This is a genomic window from Streptomyces sp. NPDC047081 (assembly GCF_040643775.1).
GTDB lineage: Bacteria > Actinomycetota > Actinomycetes > Streptomycetales > Streptomycetaceae > Streptomyces.
This window is the reverse complement of sequence record NZ_JBEYUY010000002.1, coordinates 443,184-461,670: the sequence shown is the minus strand read 5'-3', so window position 1 is coordinate 461,670 and position 18,487 is coordinate 443,184. Positions and strand designations below refer to the sequence as shown.

The window sequence follows — 18,487 nt, the reverse complement described above, 5'->3', positions numbered from 1 at the left end:
GGCTTGACCCTAGGCAGCGCCCCCGCCTCCCCACATGTGGTCAACACCCATACTTCATCCGGCACTCACGGGCTCGAACCATGTGGGTTCATCGGTGAGCGCCTGCTTGATCCGGAAGTGATGGTAGTCGGTCATCTCGGGCAGCGCGTCGAGCGCGAACCAGCCGACGGCCAGGGACTCGTCGTCGTTGACCCGGGCCTCGCCGCCGACGGCGCGGCAGCGGAAGCAGAGGTCCATGAACTGGCAGACGTCGCCGTTGGGGTAGGTGACCGACTTCCCGGACCGCACGGCGACCATCCGCTCGACTACGACGTCGACCCCCGTCTCCTCCTGGACCTCCCGCACGAGGGCCGCCGCGGGCTGCTCGCCCGGGTCGGGGATGCCGGAGATCAGCGCCCACCGGTGGTTGTCCGCGCGCTGGCCCAGCAGCACTCTGCCCTGGTCGTCGAAGACGACGGCGCTGACACCGGGGAGCCAGAGCAGCTGGTGGCCCGCGGAGGCCCGGATCTCACGGATGAAGTCAGGAGTTGGCATGGCACCGACCCTAAGGGGCCGGTGCCATGGATCCGGCGCACTTCACGGGGCGTGCGCCCGGTGTACGGCTACACGTTCCGGGCGCGCCGCCCGCGCACGCCGGCGCCGATCGCCCAGCCGAGGCCGCCCGCGGCGACCAGCACCAGGGCCATCTCCGGCAGGATGCCGAGCCTGGTGGCCGGCGTCTCGGAGGATCGCAGCGGCACCTTCTGGACCAGGTGGGCGGCGACGAACATGCCGGTCCTCTGGGTGATCTTCCCGTCGGGCATGATGATCGCGCTGACGCCGCTGGTGACCGGCACGGTGACGGTCCGGCTGTGTTCGACGGCGCGGACCCGGGACATGGCGAGCTGCTGGTAGGTCATCTCGCTGCGGTCGAAGGTCGCGTTGTTACTCGGCACCGAGATCATCTGGGCGCCGTCGGTGACCTCGGAGCGCACGGCCCAGTCGAAGGCGGCCTCGTAGCAGGTGACCAGGCCGACCTTGGCCTTGTCCATGGTGAACACGCCCGGCTTGGTGCCCCGGCTGAAGTCCTGGCGGACCATCGCCGTCCAGTTGCTGTTGATCGCGCCGATCAGGCCGCGCAGCGGCAGGTACTCGCCGAAGGGCTGGATCTGCCGCTTGTCGTAGGTGTCGGTGGGGCCCTTCTTGGGGTCCCACAGGATCTGCTCGTTCCAGAGCTTGCCGTCCCGCTCGACGACCCCGCCGACCGAGATGGGCACGCCGATCGCCTTGGCCGCGCTGTCGATGACGGCGTAGGCGTCGGCGTTGGCGAAGGGGTCGACGTCGGAGGAGTTCTCCGGCCACAGCACGAAGTCCGGCTTGGCGATCTTGCCGGCCTTGACCTCGGCGGCCAGCCGCTTCGTCTCGCGCGCGTGGTAGTCGAGCACGGCCCGCCGCTGCGCGTTGAACTCCAGCCCGGAGCGGGGCACATTGCCCTGGATCACGGCGACGGTGGCGTAGCCGTCCTCGGCCTTGTCGCTCACCAGCGCGCGTGCGGCCACCGCGCCCACCACAGGCACAGCCACGCTGAGCAGGGCGACGGCCGCCGCCGACCGCTGGACGGCCCGCGTCCGGCGGCCCTCGACGAGGAGGCGTACAACCTCGTACAGGCCGAAACCGCACAGGGCGACCGCGAAGCCGAGCACCGGGGTGCCGCCCACCGCGGCGAGCGGCAGGAAGACGCCGTCCGCCTGGCCGAAGGCGATCTTGCCCCAGGGGAAGCCGTGGAACGGCACGCGCGCGCGTGCCGCCTCGCCCGCGATCCACACCGCGGCCGCCCAGACCGGCCAACCGGGCAGTCTCGACACCGCGGCGACACCGGCGCCGACCAGCGCGACGAAGATCGCCTCGATCGCCGCCAGCGCGAGCCAGGGTCCGGCGCCGACCTCCACGCCGGTCCATACCAGCAGGGGCAGCAGGAAGCCGAGGCCGAACAGGTAGCCGAGGCCGAGGCCCGCCTTCCAGCTGCGGCCGCGCACCACCCAGCCGAAGACGGCGAAGGCCGGCAGGGCCAGCCACCACAGGGTGCGTGGCGGGAAGCTGACGTAGAGCAGGACTCCGGAGAGCGCGGCGGCGAGGGCCGGAACGAGGCGTACCAGACGCGCGGCGCGCGACGCGGGCGCGTTCTGCGGCTGCAACTGGTCCGACTCGTCCACGGAAGTTGCGGTGACGGTCACTCCGGGAGTGTACGGCGGGTGACCTTGGCGCCGACAGCTCGGTCCGGATGGCAGCACGGGGCCGCCGCAGGGCCCAGCCGGCACATCATTCCTGCGTAACTGGACACAACTCATCCACAAAACGTCCCTCAACCGTTACGGTGTGCCCAGCCACAGTCGTCCGGCCGGTTTCCGGCTCTGACGACCGGGTCGTGCGAGGTCGGGGGGCTTCGGTCGGGTTCGGGGGGCGGGGTGGGTTCCACGCGGATGACGTCTGACGCCGGTCCTGGGGAGGACTGCGAGAGACGAAACGTTTCGGACATCACGGGTGTGGTGGTGCTGGGCGCCTGCGCCACCTGGTCTCTCATCACGGCGACGGTGCACGAGGGCCGTCCGGAGGGCGTGCTGCTCGCGGTGCTGGCCGTGGCGGCCGGCTATGCCGCCGGGCGGATCTGCGGCGCGCTCCTGCCGGTCGCCGCACCCTGCGCCGGGGCGCTGGCCGGGCTCGGGCTGATGGTGGCGGTGCCGCATCTCGCGCCGGGACCGCAGATCGTGGCGCCGCTGGGGCACGCCGGTGCCACGGCCGCCCTGCTGACCCTGTGCGTCGGCGCCGCGGGCTGCGCGGCCTGGGCCGCGGAGCGGGCTGTCCTGCGGTTCGGCCTTGGCGCGCTGGCCGTCGCGATCACGGTGAGCGCGGCCCTGCTCGGCTCTACCAGCGGCTTCGTCAGCTGCACCGCCGTGCTGCTGTGCTCGCTCGCCGCAGGCCGGATGGACCGCCGCGGCCTGGGTCTGGCCGGCCTGGCCGTCGCCGCGGCCGTGATGGCGGGCCTCACGTGGGCGATCGCGGCCGACCGCCTGCCCGCCGGGCTCACCGCCTCATTGGAGGGCCCGTTCACCCAGCACCGCATCGACCTGTGGCAGGACGCGCTGCATCTCGCTCACCACAACGCCGCCCTGGGCGTCGGTCCGGAGCGCTTCGGGGAGCTGAGCACGACGGCGACCCGCACGCTCCTCTCGGACGGCAAGCCGCATTCGGCGCTCCTGCAGCAGGCGGCGGAACAAGGGATCGTCGGTGTGGTCCTGCTGGGGGCGGCCTTCTGCTGGCTGCTGTACACGCTGTGGCGCTCACCGCGGCCCACGCCGGTCGTGCTCACGGCGGGGGCGGCCCTCACGGCGCTGGCGGGGATCGCGGCGGTTGGCAACGCGCTGAGCTTCACCGCCGTGTCGGTCGGCGCGGGACTCCTGGCGGGCATGGCCACCGCCCGGCCGTTCGCCGACGACACACCGCACCAGAAAGCGGACGTACGCGCGCGTGGTGACCGCTTGACTCCCTGAGGGCGTCGGTCAGAGCGCCGCGCCGGGCGAGCCCGGCCGCAGCCGGTCCCGGATGACCCGTACCGCGGCCTCCGCGTTGTCCACGGTGATCGTGAACGTGTGGCCGTCCCACAGCCGCAGGACCACACCCTCACCACGGCGTACGACGACCGCGGTGCCCTTCTCGGGCCGCCAGCGGTAGCCCCAGCCGCCCCACTGCCGGGGTGTGACGTGCGGGGCGAACTCGGCGCCGGCGACATGGTCGAGGGGGATACGGCGGCGCGGCACGCCGATGTGGCCGCAGCGCACCTCGACGGAGTCCCGGTCGAGCTTCAGATCGACGTGCACGAAGGCCAGCGTGCCGAACAGGACCAGCAGCCCGGCCGCGATGCAGCCCACGACGGACATGACGAGCGGGGCGACCCCGGAGCCCCACGCCGAGTCGACGGCGAGCTCGATGCCGAGCGCCATGAAGGCGGCCCCGCCGAGCGCCAGCAGCCACTGGGCCCGGTTCGTCGCGCGGCCGGTCCAGATCTCGGGGTGCTTGGCGTTGTCGCCGTGGGGGTGGTCCCTCATACCCTTGAGGTTACTCAGGTTTCGCTGCGGAGGGACCGGGTCGCGCAGAGTGACTCCGCCGACCGGGGAACCGGCGGAGCCGTGACGTCCGTTTTGTGGCCTTCGATCACCGGGCGGGGCTGACCGCCCGCAGAAGCCTGCCTTCCTCGTACGCCAGCGCAGCCGCCGGGAGTCCCCCCTCGCGTCCGCTCAGCAGCACGGTCAGCGTGCCGGTGGCCGGAGCGTCGGAGGCGGGCTGTGCGCCGAGCCGGCGCAGGGCCTGGGCGGCCACCGCGCCCGCGGACCCGTGCAGGACGAGCGGCGACGCGCCGGGCTGCTGCACGGCGGTGCGGATGCGCTCGGCGACGAGCTCGTAATGGGTGCAGCCCAGGACGACGGTCGTTACATCGTCGGGCGTCAGCGCGGCGGCCGCGGCGACGGCGGCGTCGATGGCGGCCTCGTCGGCGTGCTCCACGGCCTCGGCGAGTCCGTGACAGGGCACCTCGGTGACCGTCACTCCGTCGGCGAACTCCGCGATCAGGTTGCGCTGGTAGGCGCTGCCGGTGGTGGCGGGAGTGGCCCAGATCGCCAGGGGGCCGCCGCCCGCCGCGGCGGGCTTGATCGCCGGGACCGTGCCGATGACGGGCAGCTCCGGCTCCAGGCGGGCGCGCAGGGTGGGCAGGGCGTGCACGGTGGCGGTGTTGCAGCCGACGATCAGCGCCTGGGGGCCGTGCGCGGCGGCGGCCTCGGCGACGGCCAGGGCGCGCGCGGTGAGGTCCTCGGGAGTCCTGGGTCCCCAGGGCATGCCGTCCGGGTCCAGGGAGAGTACGAGATCTGCGTCGGGCCGCAGCCGCCGTACCGCGGCCGTGGCCGCCAGCAAGCCGATTCCCGAGTCCATGAGCGCGATCTTCACCCGGCCACGATAGACGATGGGCCCTTGCGGGCCGGTCCCGTGGGGGACACTGCGCGAGTGAGCGCCATCGTGTGGACCGCCGCCGTATCTCTCGCCGCCTGGCTGTGGCTGCTGCTGTGTCAGGGCTACTTCTGGCGCACGGACGTGAGACTTCCGGGGCGCGTGGATCCCGGCGACTGGCCCCCGGTGTGCGTCGTCGTGCCCGCGCGTGACGAAGCCGCCGTACTGCCCTCGAGCCTGCCGTCCCTCCTCGCGCAGGACTACCCGGGGCGGGCGGAGATCTTCCTGGTCGACGACGGCAGCTCGGACGGCACCGGGGAGCTGGCCCGTGAACTGCGCCGCGAGCGGGGCGGGCTGCCGCTCACCGTCGTCTCCCCCGGCGAACCGCCCGCCGGCTGGACCGGCAAGCTGTGGGCCGTACGGCACGGGATCGGTCTGGCACGCGCGCGTGGGCCGGAGTATCTGCTGCTGACGGACGCGGACATCGCGCACGAGCCGGACAGCCTGCGGGAGTTGGTCGCGGCGGCGCGCGCCGGGGGCTTCGACGTCGTCTCGCAGATGGCCCGGCTGCGGGTGGAGAGCCTGTGGGAGCGGCTCGTCGTACCGGCCTTTGTGTACTTCTTCGCCCAGCTCTACCCGTTCCGCCGGATCGGCAGGAAGGGGTCGCGGACGGCCGCCGCGGCGGGCGGCTGCGTCCTGCTGCGTGCGGAGACCGCCGAGCGGGTGCGGATCCCGGACGCGATCCGGCACGCCGTCATCGACGACGTTGCGCTGGCCCGTGCGGTCAAGGGCGGCGGCGGCCACGTCTGGCTCGGGCTCGCCGAGAAGGTGGACAGCGTGCGGCCGTATCCGCGGCTGCACGACCTGTGGCGCATGGTGTCGCGCAGCGCGTACGCCCAGTTGCGGCACAACCCGCTGCTGCTGCTCGGGACGGTGCTCGGGCTGCTGCTCGTGTATCTGGTGCCGCCTGTGTCCCTGGTGGCGGGGCTCGCGGCCGGCAGCCCGGCGGCCGCGGTGCTCGGCGGGCTCGCGTGGCTGGTGATGACGGGGACGTACGTCCCGATGCTCCGCTACTACCGGCAGCCGCTGTGGCTCGCTCCGCTGCTGCCGTTCACCGCGGTCCTCTATCTCCTCATGACGGTCGACTCGGCGGTGCAGCACTACCGGGGGCGCGGTGCGGCCTGGAAGGGCCGCACCTACGCGCGCCCGGACGCCATGCCCGACGAGGGGTGACCGCTCACTTGCGGCCGGGCGTCCAGTTCATGCCCCAGCCGTAGGCGTGGTCGATGGTCCGCTGCGGGCTCACCCCGCGTTCGGGGACGAGGTAGCGGACCTCGCGCTGTACGACGAGGTCGTTGCCGGTGTTGGTGATCAGGGCCAGGGCGCAGACGGTGGAGGGGACCGTGCACTCGTCGAGCGAGAAGTCGATGGCCGCGCCGAACTGCGGCTGCAGGGTGACCGTGGCGTGCAGGTCGGCGAAGGAGCGCGCGCCCTCGTAGATGGTCACGAAGACGAGGATCCGCCGGAAGTCCTGCTTGTGGTCAAGGTTGATGGTGAGGTTCTCGCCGCTCGCGACGGCGCCGGTGCGGTCGTCGCCGTCGAGGTGGATGTACGGGGGGCGCTGCAGCGAGCCGAAGGCGTTGCCGAGGGCCTGGATGACGCCCTTGCTGCCGTCACTGAGTTCGAACAGGGCGCACAGGTCCAGGTCGAGGTCGTTGTGCATGGCGACCGCGCGGCCGCGCTTGCTGCCCCAGCCCGAGAACTGCTTGCGCACCTCCCAGTTGAGGTTGACGCGCATGGCGCCCGAGGTGCCGCCCTGCTTGGTGAGGGAGACCGCGGGGGCCGCCTTGGTGAGCGTCACCTTGGTCAGCCGAACCGGTGCGGTGGGAGGCGGCATGGGGACGGGGGGCCCGGACGGCGGAGGCATCGTCACGGGCGGGGCGGCGGGCGGCGGCGTCATCACCGGAGGAGCCGCCTGCGGCTGCGGAGCCGTCGGCTGCGCCGGGGCGGTGTGCTGCGGTTCGTCCACCGTGATGCCGAAGTCCGTGGCCAGTCCTTCGAGGCCGCTGCTGTAGCCCTGGCCGACCGCGCGGAACTTCCAGGCGCCCTGCCGCCGGTAGAACTCGCCCAGCACGAAAGCGGTTTCCACGCTTGCGCCCGTGCTGTCGAAGCGGGCGGCCACGGTGTTCTGGGCGGCGTCACGGACCTCGATGTAGAGGTCGGGGACCTGTCCGAACGTCCCGCCGTCCGCGGAGGCGGCGAGGACTACGGTCTCGATCGCGGGTTCCACGCGCGCGAGGTCGACGACGAGCGTGTCCACGGTGCGGCCGCCGTCGTGCCGCTTGCCCTCGTGCCGGACCGCGCCGGAGGAGTGGACGGGCTGGTTGTAGAAGACGAAGTCGGCGTCGGAGCGGACCTTGCCGCCCACCAGTAGCAGGGCCGAGGCGTCCGCGTCGGGCACGCCCGGTCCGGAGCGCCAGCCCAATTCGACCCGCAGTGCCGTGGTCGGCACCGGAGTATTCGACCCTTTCGACATTGACATGTCCGCCCCCATCAGGAGTCTCCGTGCCAGTCCGCGTCCCTGCGGCCCTTCTGCATGCTTACTCGCACAACCTATTCCCCGGGACAGCGAACTCCCATGAAGGGCACAGCGGGACGGTGGGCCGACCCGTCGGTAACCCTCCCGGAACTCGGCGTTTACAGGATCCTGGGGTGGATCGCCGCCCTATTTTGCCGAGTTCGCTCGCATTGGGGATCCCGCGTCACTGCCGACACGGAAAACAACCCTCTTATCGGTCTCCCCAACCAGCACATCGTGGGCTTAACTTATGTGCCATGACCTCCCCCCGCTCCACTTATGGCGGTGGCTACTACTCCGCCTTCCCGGACACCCCGATCTACGACAGGCTCGTCGCCGAGCGGGGCACCCCGCAGATCGCCCCGATCCGGGTCCCCGCCGCCTACGACATGCCTGGCAGCAACCTGCCCGCGCTGCCGTCGGCTCTGCCCGCCCTCCCGGCGGGCCCCTCCCAGCCCTCCTACGGCGGCTACCCGCAGGCGCAGCAGCCCTCTCCGCTGCAGCAGGCGCCCGCCGCGTACATCCCGCAGCAGGCCACCGCGCCGCGCGGTTACCCGGGTCCGCAGCAGCCTCAGCCGCAACGGCCCATGGCCGCCGGCACGGGTTACGAGGCGATGCGCCCCGCGGCGCCGCGCCCCGGCCCGGCCGCCCCCTATCAGGATCCGTACAACCAGCAGCAGTACCGCGGCTACTGAGCGCTCCCGCCCGGTTGTCCGTGCGGCCTGGCACCATGGCCGTATGGGGAGCCAACTGCTGCAATCGATCCACATTCATCCGGTCAAGGCGTTCCGGGGCCTCTCGCTCCGGGAAGCCGTGGTGGAGCCCTGGGGGCTGGCCGGAGACCGGCGCTGGGTGCTGATCGACGACGGGGGAAAGGTCGTCACACAACGTCAGCAGCCGCGTCTCGCGCTGGCCGCCGCCGAGCTCCTGCCCGGTGGCGGCGTCCGGCTGTCCGCGCCCGGTATGGACTCGCTGAGCGTGACCGTTCCGCGGCCGCTGGGCACGGTGCCGGTGCAGATCTTCGGGGACAAGGTCGAGGGCGTCCTCGCGGAGGACGAGGCCGCGCACGTCTGGTGCAGCGAGTATCTCGGCGCCGGCACCCGCCTCGTACACATGGACGATCCGGCCACCCGCCGCCCCGTCGACCCGGAGTACGGGCGGCCGGGCGAGACGGTGTCCTTCGCCGACGGCTATCCGCTGCTGGTCACCAGCACGGGCTCCCTCGACGCCCTCAACTCCCTGATCGCGCAGGGCGACCAGGCGGCCGACGGTCCGCTGCCGATGAACCGGTTCCGGCCCAACGTGGTCGTGTCCGGCGCGGACGCCTGGGCCGAGGACGACTGGTCCCGCATCGCGATCGGTGATGTGACCTTCCGGGTCGCGAAGAGCTGCGGGCGGTGCGTGGTGACGACCACCGACCAGGGCACCGCCGTCCGGGGCAAGGAGCCCCTGTACTCGCTGGGGCGGCACCGCCGCATCGGCGGCAAGCTGGTCTTCGGCCAGAACCTGGTGCCCCTGAACCGCGGCACGATCCGGGTCGGGGACTCCGTGACGATCCTGGACTGAGCGGCTTCACCGCGGTCAGCCGGACGGATTCGGACAAGATCCCGGCAAGATCGGCTCGGTGGGAACCAGCGCCGGGGGCCCGCGCGTTGGGCTTACGTGAGAAGTTCATGAGAGGCCCCGGTCTGAGGTGATTTCGCTCTCTCTTTGACCGGGCCCGCACGTGAACGACTCCGGGTGGGGTTATCACGGAGCGGGAAGGGGGTGCGGGACGGTGCGAACAATCGGCGGACTCTGGCGCTGGCGGCACAATCCGCTGCGCCGCAGGAGCGATCTGGTCGAGGCCTGGGTGGCCCTGGTGGCCCTGGTGCTCATCCTCGTCGCCGCGCCCGTGATCGGCTCCCTCGTCGGCGGCGTCGCCGAAGACGCCCTGCAGCAGTCGGTACGGGACCAGCGCGCCGCCCGCCACCAGGTGACGGCCACCGTGGTGCGCAAGCTGAACCGCTCCCCGCTGGACACCGACCCCGAGACCTCCTCGTCGAGAGACCTGCGCAGCCGGGTCCTCGCCGACTGGACCGCACCGGACGGCACGCACCAGCACGGCGCGGCCCTCGCCGACCTCAGGTCCCCGCACAGCGGCGACCACTTCCGGATATGGACGGACGGGCACGGCCGAATAGTGGCCCGCCCGCTGGACTCCGCGACGGCGACGACACACGCGGTGCTCGCCGGCTTCGGCGCGGCGATGCTCACGGCGGGCTTCGTCGAGGGCACCCGGCGGATGATCGTCTGGCGCATGGTCCGCCGCAGGTACGCCCGTTGGGACCAGGCCTGGGACAAGGCGGGCCCGGACTGGGGGCGGACCGGCACCGGCAGCTGACGGCCTTCGGACTCTGGTCATCCCACCACCTGCGCGCACGCTACGGTGGACCGGCCGAGGCATTCGGCGACAAACCCGCGTACTACGAGGTGGGGGCACAGCAGCGCCATGGCACAGGGCACGGTCCAGGTGACGCACACCGGCACATCGAGGTGGCGCCGCCGCACGGGTGAGTACACGTCACTCGCCGCAGCCCTGGAGGCCGCGGCCGACGGCGACGTGCTCACCGTCGCTCCCGGCACCTACCGGGAGAACCTCGTGCTCCAGCGGTCGGTGACGCTGCGCGGCCCCGAGGGTTCCCCCGGTTCGGTGCGCATCGCGCCCCTGGACGGGGTGCCGCTGACGGTGCGGGCCTCCGCGGTGGTGCAGGACCTGCATGTGGAGGGCCAGGACGCGGCCGCACCCGCGCTGCTGGTCGAGGAGGGCACTCCGGAGCTGCTCGACGTGCGGATCGTGACGCGGTCGGCGGCCGGGATCGAGGTGCGCGGCGGTGCGCGGCCGACCGTGCGCCGGTGCACCGTCGACAATCCGGCGGGCGTCGGGATCGCCGTACTCGACGGCGGGGGCGGGGTGTTCGAGGAGTGCGAGGTCGTCGCCGCCGGACAGTCCGGTGTCGCGGTCCGCGGCGGGGCACATCCGCGTCTGGAGCGCTGCCGCATCCACCACGCCTCGGGTTCGGGACTGACGGCGACCGGGGAGAACTCGGCGCTGGAGGCGGTGGGTTGCGAGGTCTACGAGGTGCGGGGCAGTGGCGTCCAGGTGACCGGCCGGGCCACCGCGCACCTCACGGACTGCGATGTGCACCGCACCACGGCGGACGGTGTCACGCTCGACACGGACGCGGTGCTGACGCTCGCGGACTGCCGTATCCACGACATCCCGGAGAACGCGGTCGATCTGCGTTCCCGCTCGGTGCTCACGCTGACCCGCACGACGGTGCGTCAGTTCGGGCGCAACGGCCTGTCGGTGTGGGATCCGGGCACGCGCGTGGACGCGAACCAGTGCGAGATCTTCGACAGCACCGGCGACTATCCGGCGGTGTGGGTCAGCGACGGCGCGACCGTCGTACTGGACTCCTGCCGGGTGCACGACGTGCCGGACGCCCTGTTCGTGCTGGACCGCGGTTCGCGCGCGGACGTCGTCGACAGCGATCTGACCCAGGTGCGCAACACGGCGGTGTCGGTGAGCGACGGGGCCACGGCCCAGCTCGACGACTGCCGCATCCGGGACGCGGCGACGGGCGCCTGGTTCCGGGACCACGGCAGCGGCGGCACCCTCAACAACTGCACGGTGGACGGCACCCAGACCGGCGTGATCGTCACCAAGGGCGCCGACCCCACCATCGAGCGGTGCACGGTCGACTCCCCCGCCGAAGCCGGCTTCTACGTGTCGGCGGGCGGCCGGGGCACCTTCCAGAACTGCCGGGTGTCCGGGAGCGGCGGCTACGGCTTCCATGTGATCGACGGCTGCCGTACGACGCTCAGGAAGTGCCGTACGGAGCGGTGCGCGCGCGGGGGGTACGAGTTCGCGGAGGCCGGCCCGGACACCGCGCCCGGCACGGGTCCCGTCGTCGAGGACTGCACGAGCGACGAGAGCGGTGGCGTACGGCCGCCGGAGGCCCGGGAGACCGCCGTGCAGACGTCGAGCCAGCCCCCCGGCCTGCTGGGCGCGATCCCCGGCCAGCGCACCACGGAGCAGGAGCCCCTCGTCGCCCCGGCCGGGCCGGAGCAGCCGGCGCGCACCTCGAAGGCCGTGCTCGGCGAACTGGACGCGCTGGTCGGCCTGGAGAGCGTCAAGCGCGAGGTGCGGGCCCTCACCGACATGATCGAGGTGGGCCGGCGCCGCCAGCAGGCGGGCCTGAAGGCGGCCTCGGTCAAGCGGCACCTGGTCTTCACCGGCTCCCCCGGCACCGGCAAGACCACTGTGGCCCGTCTCTACGGCGAGATCCTCGCCTCCCTCGGGGTCCTGGAGAAGGGCCATCTCGTCGAGGTGTCCCGTGTCGACCTGGTCGGGGAGCACATCGGCTCGACGGCGATCCGCACCCAGGAGGCCTTCGACAGGGCGCGCGGCGGGGTGCTGTTCATCGACGAGGCGTACGCGCTGTCGCCGGAGGACTCGGGCCGGGACTTCGGCAAGGAGGCCATCGACACGCTGGTGAAGCTGATGGAGGACCACCGGGACGCGGTGGTGGTGATCGTCGCGGGCTACACGGCCGAGATGGAACGGTTCCTTTCGGTCAACCCCGGTGTGGCGTCCCGGTTCTCACGGACCATCACCTTCAGCGACTACAACCCGGACGAGCTTCTGCGGATCGTCGAGCAGCAGGCCGACGAGCACGAGTACCGGCTGGCCCAGGGCACGGCGGACGCGTTGCTGAAGTACTTCACCGCGATGCCGAAGGGCCCGGCGTTCGGCAATGGCCGTACCGCCCGCCAGACCTTCGAGGCGATGGTGGAGCGGCACGCGAGCCGGGTCGCCCAGGTCGACGAGCCCAGCACGGACGACCTGACCCTGCTGTACGCCGAAGATCTGCCTGACGTCCCCTGACATGTGCTCCACGTCAGGCCGGGGATCTCTCCGCCTCCCCGTCGAGGCGGGGCGTCGGGACCTCGGGGCGCAGTCGGGCCAGCAGTCGCTCGCGTTCCTCGGCGAAGGCCGGGTCGGCCTGGTAGTCGGAGTGGCCGAGGATCGGCGCGGGGAGCGGGTGCCGGGCGGTGCGGCCGTAGGCGAGCGGGTCCTTCAGCGGGCCCCGGTCCACTTCGGGGCCGCAGTCGCCGGGCAGGCGGATCGGGCCGCCGATGGGGTCGGTCGCGCGGTAGAGGTTGCGCCAGCAGTCGACCTCGTGGTGCAGCGAGCTGAGCGCGGCCGGGCCGAAGTGGGCCGGGAACCAGCGGCCGTAGAGCCGCTCCAGGGGTGAGCCGTAGGTGAGCAGGGCGACCCGCTTGCGGACGGACGGCTTCAGTTGCCAGGCCGCGGCGGCGGCCAGGACGCTGCCCTGGGAGTGTCCGGAGATGACCAGGCGGCCGCCGGTGGAGCGGGTCCAGGTGGCCATCCGCCAGCTGAGGTCGGGCACCGCGCGCTCGGCGTAGCAGGGCGGGGCGAAGGGGTGGGCGGCGCGCGGCCAGAAGGTGCCGACGTCCCACAGGATGCCGATGGTGCGCCGCGCGGAGGCGTCCTTGTAGGCGCGCCGGCCCCAGGTGACGAAGAGGATGAAGCCGAAGCCGATCAGCCAGGAGCCCAGGGCCTGCGCGGTCTGCGCGGCGCCGTGCACGAGGGCGTGCGCATGGTCGGCGGCCGAGGCCGGTGCCTCTTCGGTGAACCTCGCGCCGACCAGGGCGCCGGCTCCCAGCAGCAGGGTCGTGGCGGAGGTGACGGCGACGAGGAGCGGGGCGCGGTCGGTGAGTGTGGCCAGGGCACGGGTCGTGGCGATGGCGCGCGTGCGGGCGGTGTCCTCGGGTTCGCCGGGGTAGTCACGCTGCACCTCGCCCAGCTCGGTCCGCCGCAGCCGCCAGGCTCCGCGTCCGAGCAGGGCGCACAGCCCGAGCAGGGCGAGCAGCAGCACGGGAATCACCGAGGACTGCCAGGTCAGGACGACCGGCGGGCCGGCGATGGAGGTCCCGGTGCCGTCCAGCCAGTCGGAGACCCGCTGGGAGACCCCGCCGGACATCACTCCGCCCAGCGCGCAGGCCAGCATGGCGACCGCGGGTCCGGCCAGGCCGCGCATCGCCGCGCGCGGGTCGGGATGCGTGCGGTGCAGCAGGCGGGCGACCACGGCAAGGACGATCACGAGGAGGCCCTGGATCAGGGCGAGGCCGCCGAAGGTGGTGCCGCCACCGGCCAGCCGGCCGGAGGACTCCCACCCGGGGCGCTCCCAGCCGGCGTAGACGACGGCGAACAGCAGCAGGGCGAGGGCGGCGAGCGGCAGGCGTCGTACGAGATGCTCGTCGAGCTTCTGGTCGAGGTGGTTCTCGCTGCGTCCTCGGCGGCAGACCACCCACAGGGCCACGGCGGCGGTCGCGGCGAGGGCCGCGTACAGGAGCCGGCTCACCGTGTCGAGTGCGGCGGGGCCGCCGGGCCGGTGGTCGAAGCGGGCCGCGGAGGAGGCGACCGCTGCCGCGACCGTGAGGAAGCCGGCCGCGGTGTGGGCGGCGCGGAGCCGGGCGACCAAGCGGCGGCCGTACCAGAAGCCGGGGCGGCCGAGGGAGGTGCGGCCGGTGTCCTCGTCGGGCTCGGGCTCGTGGGAGAGGGGCCGCTGGGACTCGTAGGCGCTCCAGGTGCGGCGGGAGAGGTACCACAGCAGGGTCGTGAGGGCCGTCGGCACCACGGCCGCGACGGCGAGGCGGCGGCCGGGGTGGCTCCACCAGCCGTCCTGGGAGATCTCGGGCGAGAGGAAGCCCAGCCAGGAGTGGCGGTCGGCGCACGCGTGCGTGCCCTCGCACTGCCAGGCCGCCAGGTCGAGGGCGACCTCACACGCGGCCGCGACCAGCAGCACTGTCAGGGTCAGCCCGATCAGCCGTACCAGCAGCCCGTAGAAACGGACCGTGCGGCTGTGGCCACGCGCGGTGGGGCGCATCCAGTGGGCGAGGTTGACGACCATGAACGGCAGCAGCAGGAGCCACAGGGCGCGGGCGCTGTTGCCGGAGGTGAGGTTGCACCAGACGTACGCCTCCTGCACCGGCTTGTCCTGGTAGTCCTGCGGTCTGGACTCCGCGTCGACGTCCTCGCAGCGCCGGAAGACGGCGGCCGTCCCGTCGCCGGTGACGCGCACCGTGCGCGGATCGTTGAGCATCGCCTCGGGCGTGGTGCCGCCCACGCCGTGGACCAGGAGTTCCAGGGCGGTTCCGGATCCGTCGAGGCTCTCGGCGGGCCGGTCGGCCCGGGCCCGTTCCTGAGCACGTTCCACTGTTCGCACTTCCCCCGTGACGCCTGTTCTGCTTGTGTGCGTGCGGGCACAGGATCTCCGCCGGGGCGGTGGTGTACACCTCTCCTCACGGAATCTCCCCGAGACGTGTGACTTGCGAGGCACGCATGAGGTGTACGTGACATGAGCGCGGCGTGACCGTCGGTGGCGTAACCTGCTCCGACCCGTGCGAGTATGGGACGTCCGCGCACCGGGGCCGGGGGAGAATCTCCTTGTCGGAGAGGGTGCGACGGGTGTGTCGGACTGCTTGAGGCGAAAGGACCGGAGCGTACGTGAGTGAGAATCAGAACCTCCTCGCGGAGCAGCGGCGCGCCCTGATCCTGGACGAGGTGCGGCGCCGGGGCGGGGTCCGCGTCAACGAGCTGACGCGCAAGCTCGGCGTGTCGGACATGACCGTGCGCCGCGATCTGGACGCGCTGGCGCGCCAGGGTGTGCTGGAGAAGGTGCACGGCGGTGCGGTGCCGGTGGTCGAGGCGAGCACGCACGAGCCGGGCTTCGAGGCCAAGTCGGGCCTGGAGCTGACGGCCAAGGAGGACATCGCGCGCGCGGCGGCCCAGCTGGTCGCGCCGGGCACCGCGATCGCGCTCTCCGGCGGTACGACGACGTACGCGCTGGCGCACCAGCTGGTCGACGTGCCCGATCTGACTGTGGTGACCAACTCGGTGCGGGTGGCCGACGTGTTCCACGCGGCGCAGCGCACCTCCGGGCCCCGGCAGGGCGCGGCGACCGTGGTGCTGACGGGCGGGGTGCGCACGCCGTCGGACTCGCTGGTGGGGCCGGTGGCCGACCAGGCGATCGCGGCGCTCCACTTCGACGTGCTGTTCCTGGGTGTGCACGGGATATCGGTCGAGGCCGGCCTGTCCACGCCGAACCTCGCGGAGGCCGAGACCAACCGCCGTCTGGTGCAGTCGGCGCGGCGGGTCGTGGTGGTCGCCGACCACACCAAGTGGGGTGTGGTGGGCCTGAGTTCGTTCGCGGCGCTGGAGCAGGTCGACACGCTGGTGACCGATGCCGGGCTGCCGAAGGACGCGCGGGCGGAGATCTCGGAGCATCTGCGGCGGCTGATGGTGGCGGGCGAGCCGGAGGACTGAGCGCGCGCGGGCGGTGCTGACATCTGACGGTCCGCCAGTTATCGTGACGTTGCCCAGGTCAACCACCCTTCTCCGTCAAGGGGGTTCACGTCCATGGCCCATCGTCTGCGTCCCGTCGGCCTCGACTTCATCGACGTCGCACCCGTACGGCTGGTCTTCGCACGGGAGATCGCCGCGCCGCCTGACGCGGTCTTCCACGCCCTCAACGACGACGTGCCCGGCTGGGCGGAGTGGTTCGCGGCGGTGAGGCACGCCCGGGCCGTCGACGACGGTGCCGGGCGTGATGTCCGGCTCAAGGGCGGCGGGCACTTCGTGGAGACGGTGATCGCGGCGAAGGAGGCCGAGGTCTACGCCTACCGGGTCGACGAGACCAACGCGCCGGGCGCCCGCGCCCTCGCCGAGGAGTGGCGGCTCATCCCGGCCGGGACGGGCACGCGCGTGCAGTGGACGTTCGCCGCCGACGGGACGGCACCGTTCCGTCTCGCCGTGAAGGCGGCACGGGCGGGGCTCGGGCGGGCCTTCAGGGACGCGGTGACCGCGCTGGACCTGCGGCTGGCGCGGCAGAGGCAGCCGTAGCGGCGTCGCGGATCAGCGGTCCCCGGCCGCGGCTCAGCAGGGCCAGATGCCCGTCTCCAGAAGGGAGTCGATCGCCGCCGAGTACGGCTCGATGTCCAGGCCCTGCTCGGTGAGCCAGGTGTCCGAGTAGTACTTGTCCAGGTAGCGGTCGCCCGGGTCGCACAGCAGTGTCACCACGCTCCCCTGCCGGCCCTCGGCCACCATCTCGGCGACGATCTTCAGCGCGCTCCACAGCCCGGTGCCGGTCGAGCCGCCCGCCTTGCGGCCGATGGCCTGTTCCAGGGCCCGTACGGCCGCCACGCTCGCCGCGTCGGGGACCTTCATCATCCGGTCGATCGCGCCGGGCACGAAGCTCGGTTCCATGCGGGGGCGGCCGATGCCCTCGATGCGGGAGCCGCAGTCGCAGGTGACGTCCGGATCGCCGGTGGTCCAGCCCTCGAAGAAACAGGAGTTGTCCGGGTCGGCCACACAGATGCGGGTGTCGCGCTGGGTGTAGTGGACGTAGCGGGCGATGGTCGCCGAGGTGCCGCCGGTGCCGGCCGTGGCGACGATCCACGCGGGCTCCGGAAACCTTTCCAACTCCAGCTGGCGGAAGATGGATTCGGCGATGTTGTTGTTCCCGCGCCAGTCCGTGGCCCGTTCCGCGTAGGTGAACTGGTCCATGTAGTGGCCGCCGGTCTCCAGCGCGAGGCGGGCCGACTCCTCGTACATCTTCCGTGAGTCGTCCACGAAGTGGCACTGTCCGCCGTGGAACTCGATGAGACGGCACTTCTCGGCGCTCGTCGTGCGCGGCATGACGGCGATGAAGGGCACGCCGATCAGCTTCGCGAAGTACGCCTCGGAGACGGCCGTCGAGCCGCTGGACGCCTCGATCACCGGGCGGCCCGGCCGGATCCAGCCATTGCACAGGCCGTAGAGGAAGAGCGAGCGGGCCAGGCGGTGCTTGAGGCTGCCGGTCGGGTGGGTCGACTCGTCCTTGAGGTACAGGTCGATGCCCCACTTCTCGGGGAGCGGGAAGCGCAGCAGGTGGGTGTCGGCCGAGCGGTTGGCGTCGGCCTGGACCTTGCGCACGGCCTCTTTCAGCCAGTCGCGGTAGGTGGCGTCGGTGTGGTCGACGTCGAGGGTCACGCCGGTCGGGGTCTGCTGGGAAGTGCTCACGGCGGTGCTCCTCACGATGGGCCGCAGCTGTCGGAAGGCGCGGCCGTCGCACCGATCATAAACACCATCCACACGCTTCTCACCTGCATAAACACCACTTTGAGGGGCTCAAAGCGCGGCCTTGGGCCGGAGTGCCGAAGGGCGTGGGGGCGCATTCGCGGAGTGCTCCGGGCGCCCGCGCTCCGGGTGCCGTGCGTACTGGTGCTCGACGCCGGGTGCGGGCAGACTGCACCGACACGGGGGCGCACACTGGATCACGACACGCGCCGGCCGGCGACCACGCGGGAGTACGGGCCGGTGCACCGGACGCGTACGAGGGGGCGGGCGGCATGGCGGAGCCGGAGTTCACGGCCACGGGCGTGCGGATCGGGAAACGGCTGCGATCGCTCACCCGGGCCGGGCAGGTCCGGATCAGCGACGGCAGGCTTGCGTTGCTCACCAGTTACGGCACCGAGATCGACAGTGCGCCGGTGCAGGCGGTGCGGGCGTCGAAGCCCTGGTTCGCCCCGGAGGACCGGGCGCTGGCGGACCTCAACGGCAAGCGCTACACGCTGACCCTGGGCGATCACGATCCGGCGCCGGGTGAGCCGGGGCCGCCGGCCGCGCGCCGGTTCATCGAGGCCGTGCGCAGGGCCGCGGGGCGCGGGGGCTGAGGGCGCCGCCGACGGCGGGGCGGGGCGCGCGGGGGCGGACGGGATCGATCGCGAGTTGCGGTGCCGCACCCCCTGAGTCACGCTGGTCTCACGTCACTCTGGGTTTACCGGCGATAACGCTGCGAACCAGCCCGCCGGGCACGACAGCAGGCG

16 protein-coding genes are annotated in these 18,487 nt (G+C 72.4%); 9 read left to right on the top strand and 7 right to left on the bottom strand.

The genetic code is table 11. From position 1 onward, the window contains the following. Nucleotides 1-54: 54 nt before the first annotated feature. Both ABZ848_RS05175 and lnt read right to left on the bottom strand, forming a co-directional pair. Nucleotides 55-534, bottom strand: coding sequence for an NUDIX domain-containing protein (locus ABZ848_RS05175; RefSeq protein WP_360825507.1), 480 nt, complete (start codon nucleotides 532-534; stop codon nucleotides 55-57). 68 nt (nucleotides 535-602) lie between these two features. Beyond that, a complete protein-coding gene (lnt, locus tag ABZ848_RS05170; RefSeq protein ID WP_360825504.1) occupies nucleotides 603-2,213 on the bottom strand; it encodes an apolipoprotein N-acyltransferase in 1,611 nt (536 codons plus the stop codon). A 246-nt stretch (nucleotides 2,214-2,459) separates the two neighbouring features. Between lnt and ABZ848_RS05165 the strand changes: the two genes are divergently transcribed. Continuing rightward, a complete protein-coding gene (locus ABZ848_RS05165; protein WP_360825501.1) occupies nucleotides 2,460-3,527 on the top strand; it encodes an O-antigen ligase family protein in 1,068 nt (355 codons plus the stop codon). 9 nt (nucleotides 3,528-3,536) lie between these two features. On the opposite strand, the gene ABZ848_RS05160 is transcribed toward ABZ848_RS05165, so the two are convergent. Both ABZ848_RS05160 and ABZ848_RS05155 read right to left on the bottom strand, forming a co-directional pair. Then, entirely contained in the window at nucleotides 3,537-4,082 is a 546-nt protein-coding gene (locus tag ABZ848_RS05160; RefSeq protein WP_360825498.1) for a hypothetical protein, read from the bottom strand. Nucleotides 4,083-4,188: 106 nt separating this feature from the next. Next, nucleotides 4,189-4,974: an aspartate/glutamate racemase family protein gene (locus ABZ848_RS05155; RefSeq protein ID WP_360825495.1), complete on the bottom strand. Its 786-nt coding sequence runs from the start codon at nucleotides 4,972-4,974 to the stop codon at nucleotides 4,189-4,191. 39 nt (nucleotides 4,975-5,013) lie between these two features. Here ABZ848_RS05155 and ABZ848_RS05150 point away from each other — a divergent pair, with 39 nt between their 5' ends. Beyond that, entirely contained in the window at nucleotides 5,014-6,207 is a 1,194-nt protein-coding gene (locus ABZ848_RS05150) for a glycosyltransferase (RefSeq protein WP_360825828.1), read from the top strand. 4 nt (nucleotides 6,208-6,211) lie between these two features. Here the strand turns inward: ABZ848_RS05150 and ABZ848_RS05145 are convergent, their stop codons facing one another. Further along, nucleotides 6,212-7,510: a TerD family protein gene (locus ABZ848_RS05145; protein WP_360825825.1), complete on the bottom strand. Its 1,299-nt coding sequence runs from the start codon at nucleotides 7,508-7,510 to the stop codon at nucleotides 6,212-6,214. A gap of 299 nt (nucleotides 7,511-7,809) precedes the next feature. Between ABZ848_RS05145 and ABZ848_RS05140 the strand changes: the two genes are divergently transcribed. From ABZ848_RS05140 to ABZ848_RS05125, 4 genes are all read left to right on the top strand, one after another. Continuing rightward, the gene (locus ABZ848_RS05140) at nucleotides 7,810-8,247 is read left to right on the top strand and encodes a DUF6643 family protein (RefSeq protein WP_360825493.1); all 438 of its coding nucleotides are present in this window, start codon (nucleotides 7,810-7,812) and stop codon (nucleotides 8,245-8,247) included. Between the two features lie 43 nt (nucleotides 8,248-8,290). Beyond that, nucleotides 8,291-9,118: an MOSC N-terminal beta barrel domain-containing protein gene (locus ABZ848_RS05135; RefSeq protein ID WP_360825490.1), complete on the top strand. Its 828-nt coding sequence runs from the start codon at nucleotides 8,291-8,293 to the stop codon at nucleotides 9,116-9,118. 211 nt (nucleotides 9,119-9,329) lie between these two features. After that, nucleotides 9,330-9,935, top strand: coding sequence for a hypothetical protein (locus tag ABZ848_RS05130; RefSeq protein ID WP_360825487.1), 606 nt, complete (start codon nucleotides 9,330-9,332; stop codon nucleotides 9,933-9,935). A 108-nt stretch (nucleotides 9,936-10,043) separates the two neighbouring features. Continuing rightward, nucleotides 10,044-12,482, top strand: coding sequence for a right-handed parallel beta-helix repeat-containing protein (locus tag ABZ848_RS05125; RefSeq protein ID WP_360825484.1), 2,439 nt, complete (start codon nucleotides 10,044-10,046; stop codon nucleotides 12,480-12,482). A 13-nt stretch (nucleotides 12,483-12,495) separates the two neighbouring features. Here the strand turns inward: ABZ848_RS05125 and ABZ848_RS05120 are convergent, their stop codons facing one another. Further along, entirely contained in the window at nucleotides 12,496-14,838 is a 2,343-nt protein-coding gene (locus ABZ848_RS05120; RefSeq protein WP_360825481.1) for a hypothetical protein, read from the bottom strand. Between the two features lie 290 nt (nucleotides 14,839-15,128). On the opposite strand from ABZ848_RS05120, the gene ABZ848_RS05115 reads away from it, so the two are divergent. Next, nucleotides 15,129-15,947, top strand: coding sequence for a DeoR/GlpR family DNA-binding transcription regulator (locus tag ABZ848_RS05115; protein ID WP_360825478.1), 819 nt, complete (start codon nucleotides 15,129-15,131; stop codon nucleotides 15,945-15,947). Nucleotides 15,948-16,040: 93 nt separating this feature from the next. Continuing rightward, nucleotides 16,041-16,523 carry an SRPBCC family protein gene (locus ABZ848_RS05110; protein WP_360825475.1) on the top strand — a complete coding sequence of 161 codons (483 nt, stop codon included), beginning with the start codon at nucleotides 16,041-16,043 and terminating at the stop codon, nucleotides 16,521-16,523. A gap of 33 nt (nucleotides 16,524-16,556) precedes the next feature. Here the strand turns inward: ABZ848_RS05110 and ABZ848_RS05105 are convergent, their stop codons facing one another. Next, a complete protein-coding gene (locus ABZ848_RS05105) occupies nucleotides 16,557-17,681 on the bottom strand; it encodes a PLP-dependent cysteine synthase family protein (RefSeq protein WP_360825472.1) in 1,125 nt (374 codons plus the stop codon). A gap of 329 nt (nucleotides 17,682-18,010) precedes the next feature. On the opposite strand from ABZ848_RS05105, the gene ABZ848_RS05100 reads away from it, so the two are divergent. After that, the gene (locus tag ABZ848_RS05100; RefSeq protein ID WP_360825469.1) at nucleotides 18,011-18,334 is read left to right on the top strand and encodes a hypothetical protein; all 324 of its coding nucleotides are present in this window, start codon (nucleotides 18,011-18,013) and stop codon (nucleotides 18,332-18,334) included. Nucleotides 18,335-18,487 lie beyond the last annotated feature (153 nt).

What these genes read in the sequence shown, in the direction of transcription:
- ABZ848_RS05175 (WP_360825507.1), bottom strand. Translation starts at nt 534, where the DNA reads ATGCCAACTCCTGACTTCATCCGTGAGATCCGGGCCTCCGCGGGCCAC.
- ABZ848_RS05165 (WP_360825501.1), top strand. Translation starts at nt 2,460, where the DNA reads ATGACGTCTGACGCCGGTCCTGGGGAGGACTGCGAGAGACGAAACGTT.
- ABZ848_RS05160 (WP_360825498.1), bottom strand. Translation starts at nt 4,082, where the DNA reads ATGAGGGACCACCCCCACGGCGACAACGCCAAGCACCCCGAGATCTGG.
- ABZ848_RS05145 (WP_360825825.1), bottom strand. Translation starts at nt 7,510, where the DNA reads ATGTCGAAAGGGTCGAATACTCCGGTGCCGACCACGGCACTGCGGGTC.
- ABZ848_RS05140 (WP_360825493.1), top strand. Translation starts at nt 7,810, where the DNA reads ATGACCTCCCCCCGCTCCACTTATGGCGGTGGCTACTACTCCGCCTTC.
- ABZ848_RS05135 (WP_360825490.1), top strand. Translation starts at nt 8,291, where the DNA reads ATGGGGAGCCAACTGCTGCAATCGATCCACATTCATCCGGTCAAGGCG.
- ABZ848_RS05125 (WP_360825484.1), top strand. Translation starts at nt 10,044, where the DNA reads ATGGCACAGGGCACGGTCCAGGTGACGCACACCGGCACATCGAGGTGG.
- ABZ848_RS05110 (WP_360825475.1), top strand. Translation starts at nt 16,041, where the DNA reads ATGGCCCATCGTCTGCGTCCCGTCGGCCTCGACTTCATCGACGTCGCA.
- ABZ848_RS05100 (WP_360825469.1), top strand. Translation starts at nt 18,011, where the DNA reads ATGGCGGAGCCGGAGTTCACGGCCACGGGCGTGCGGATCGGGAAACGG.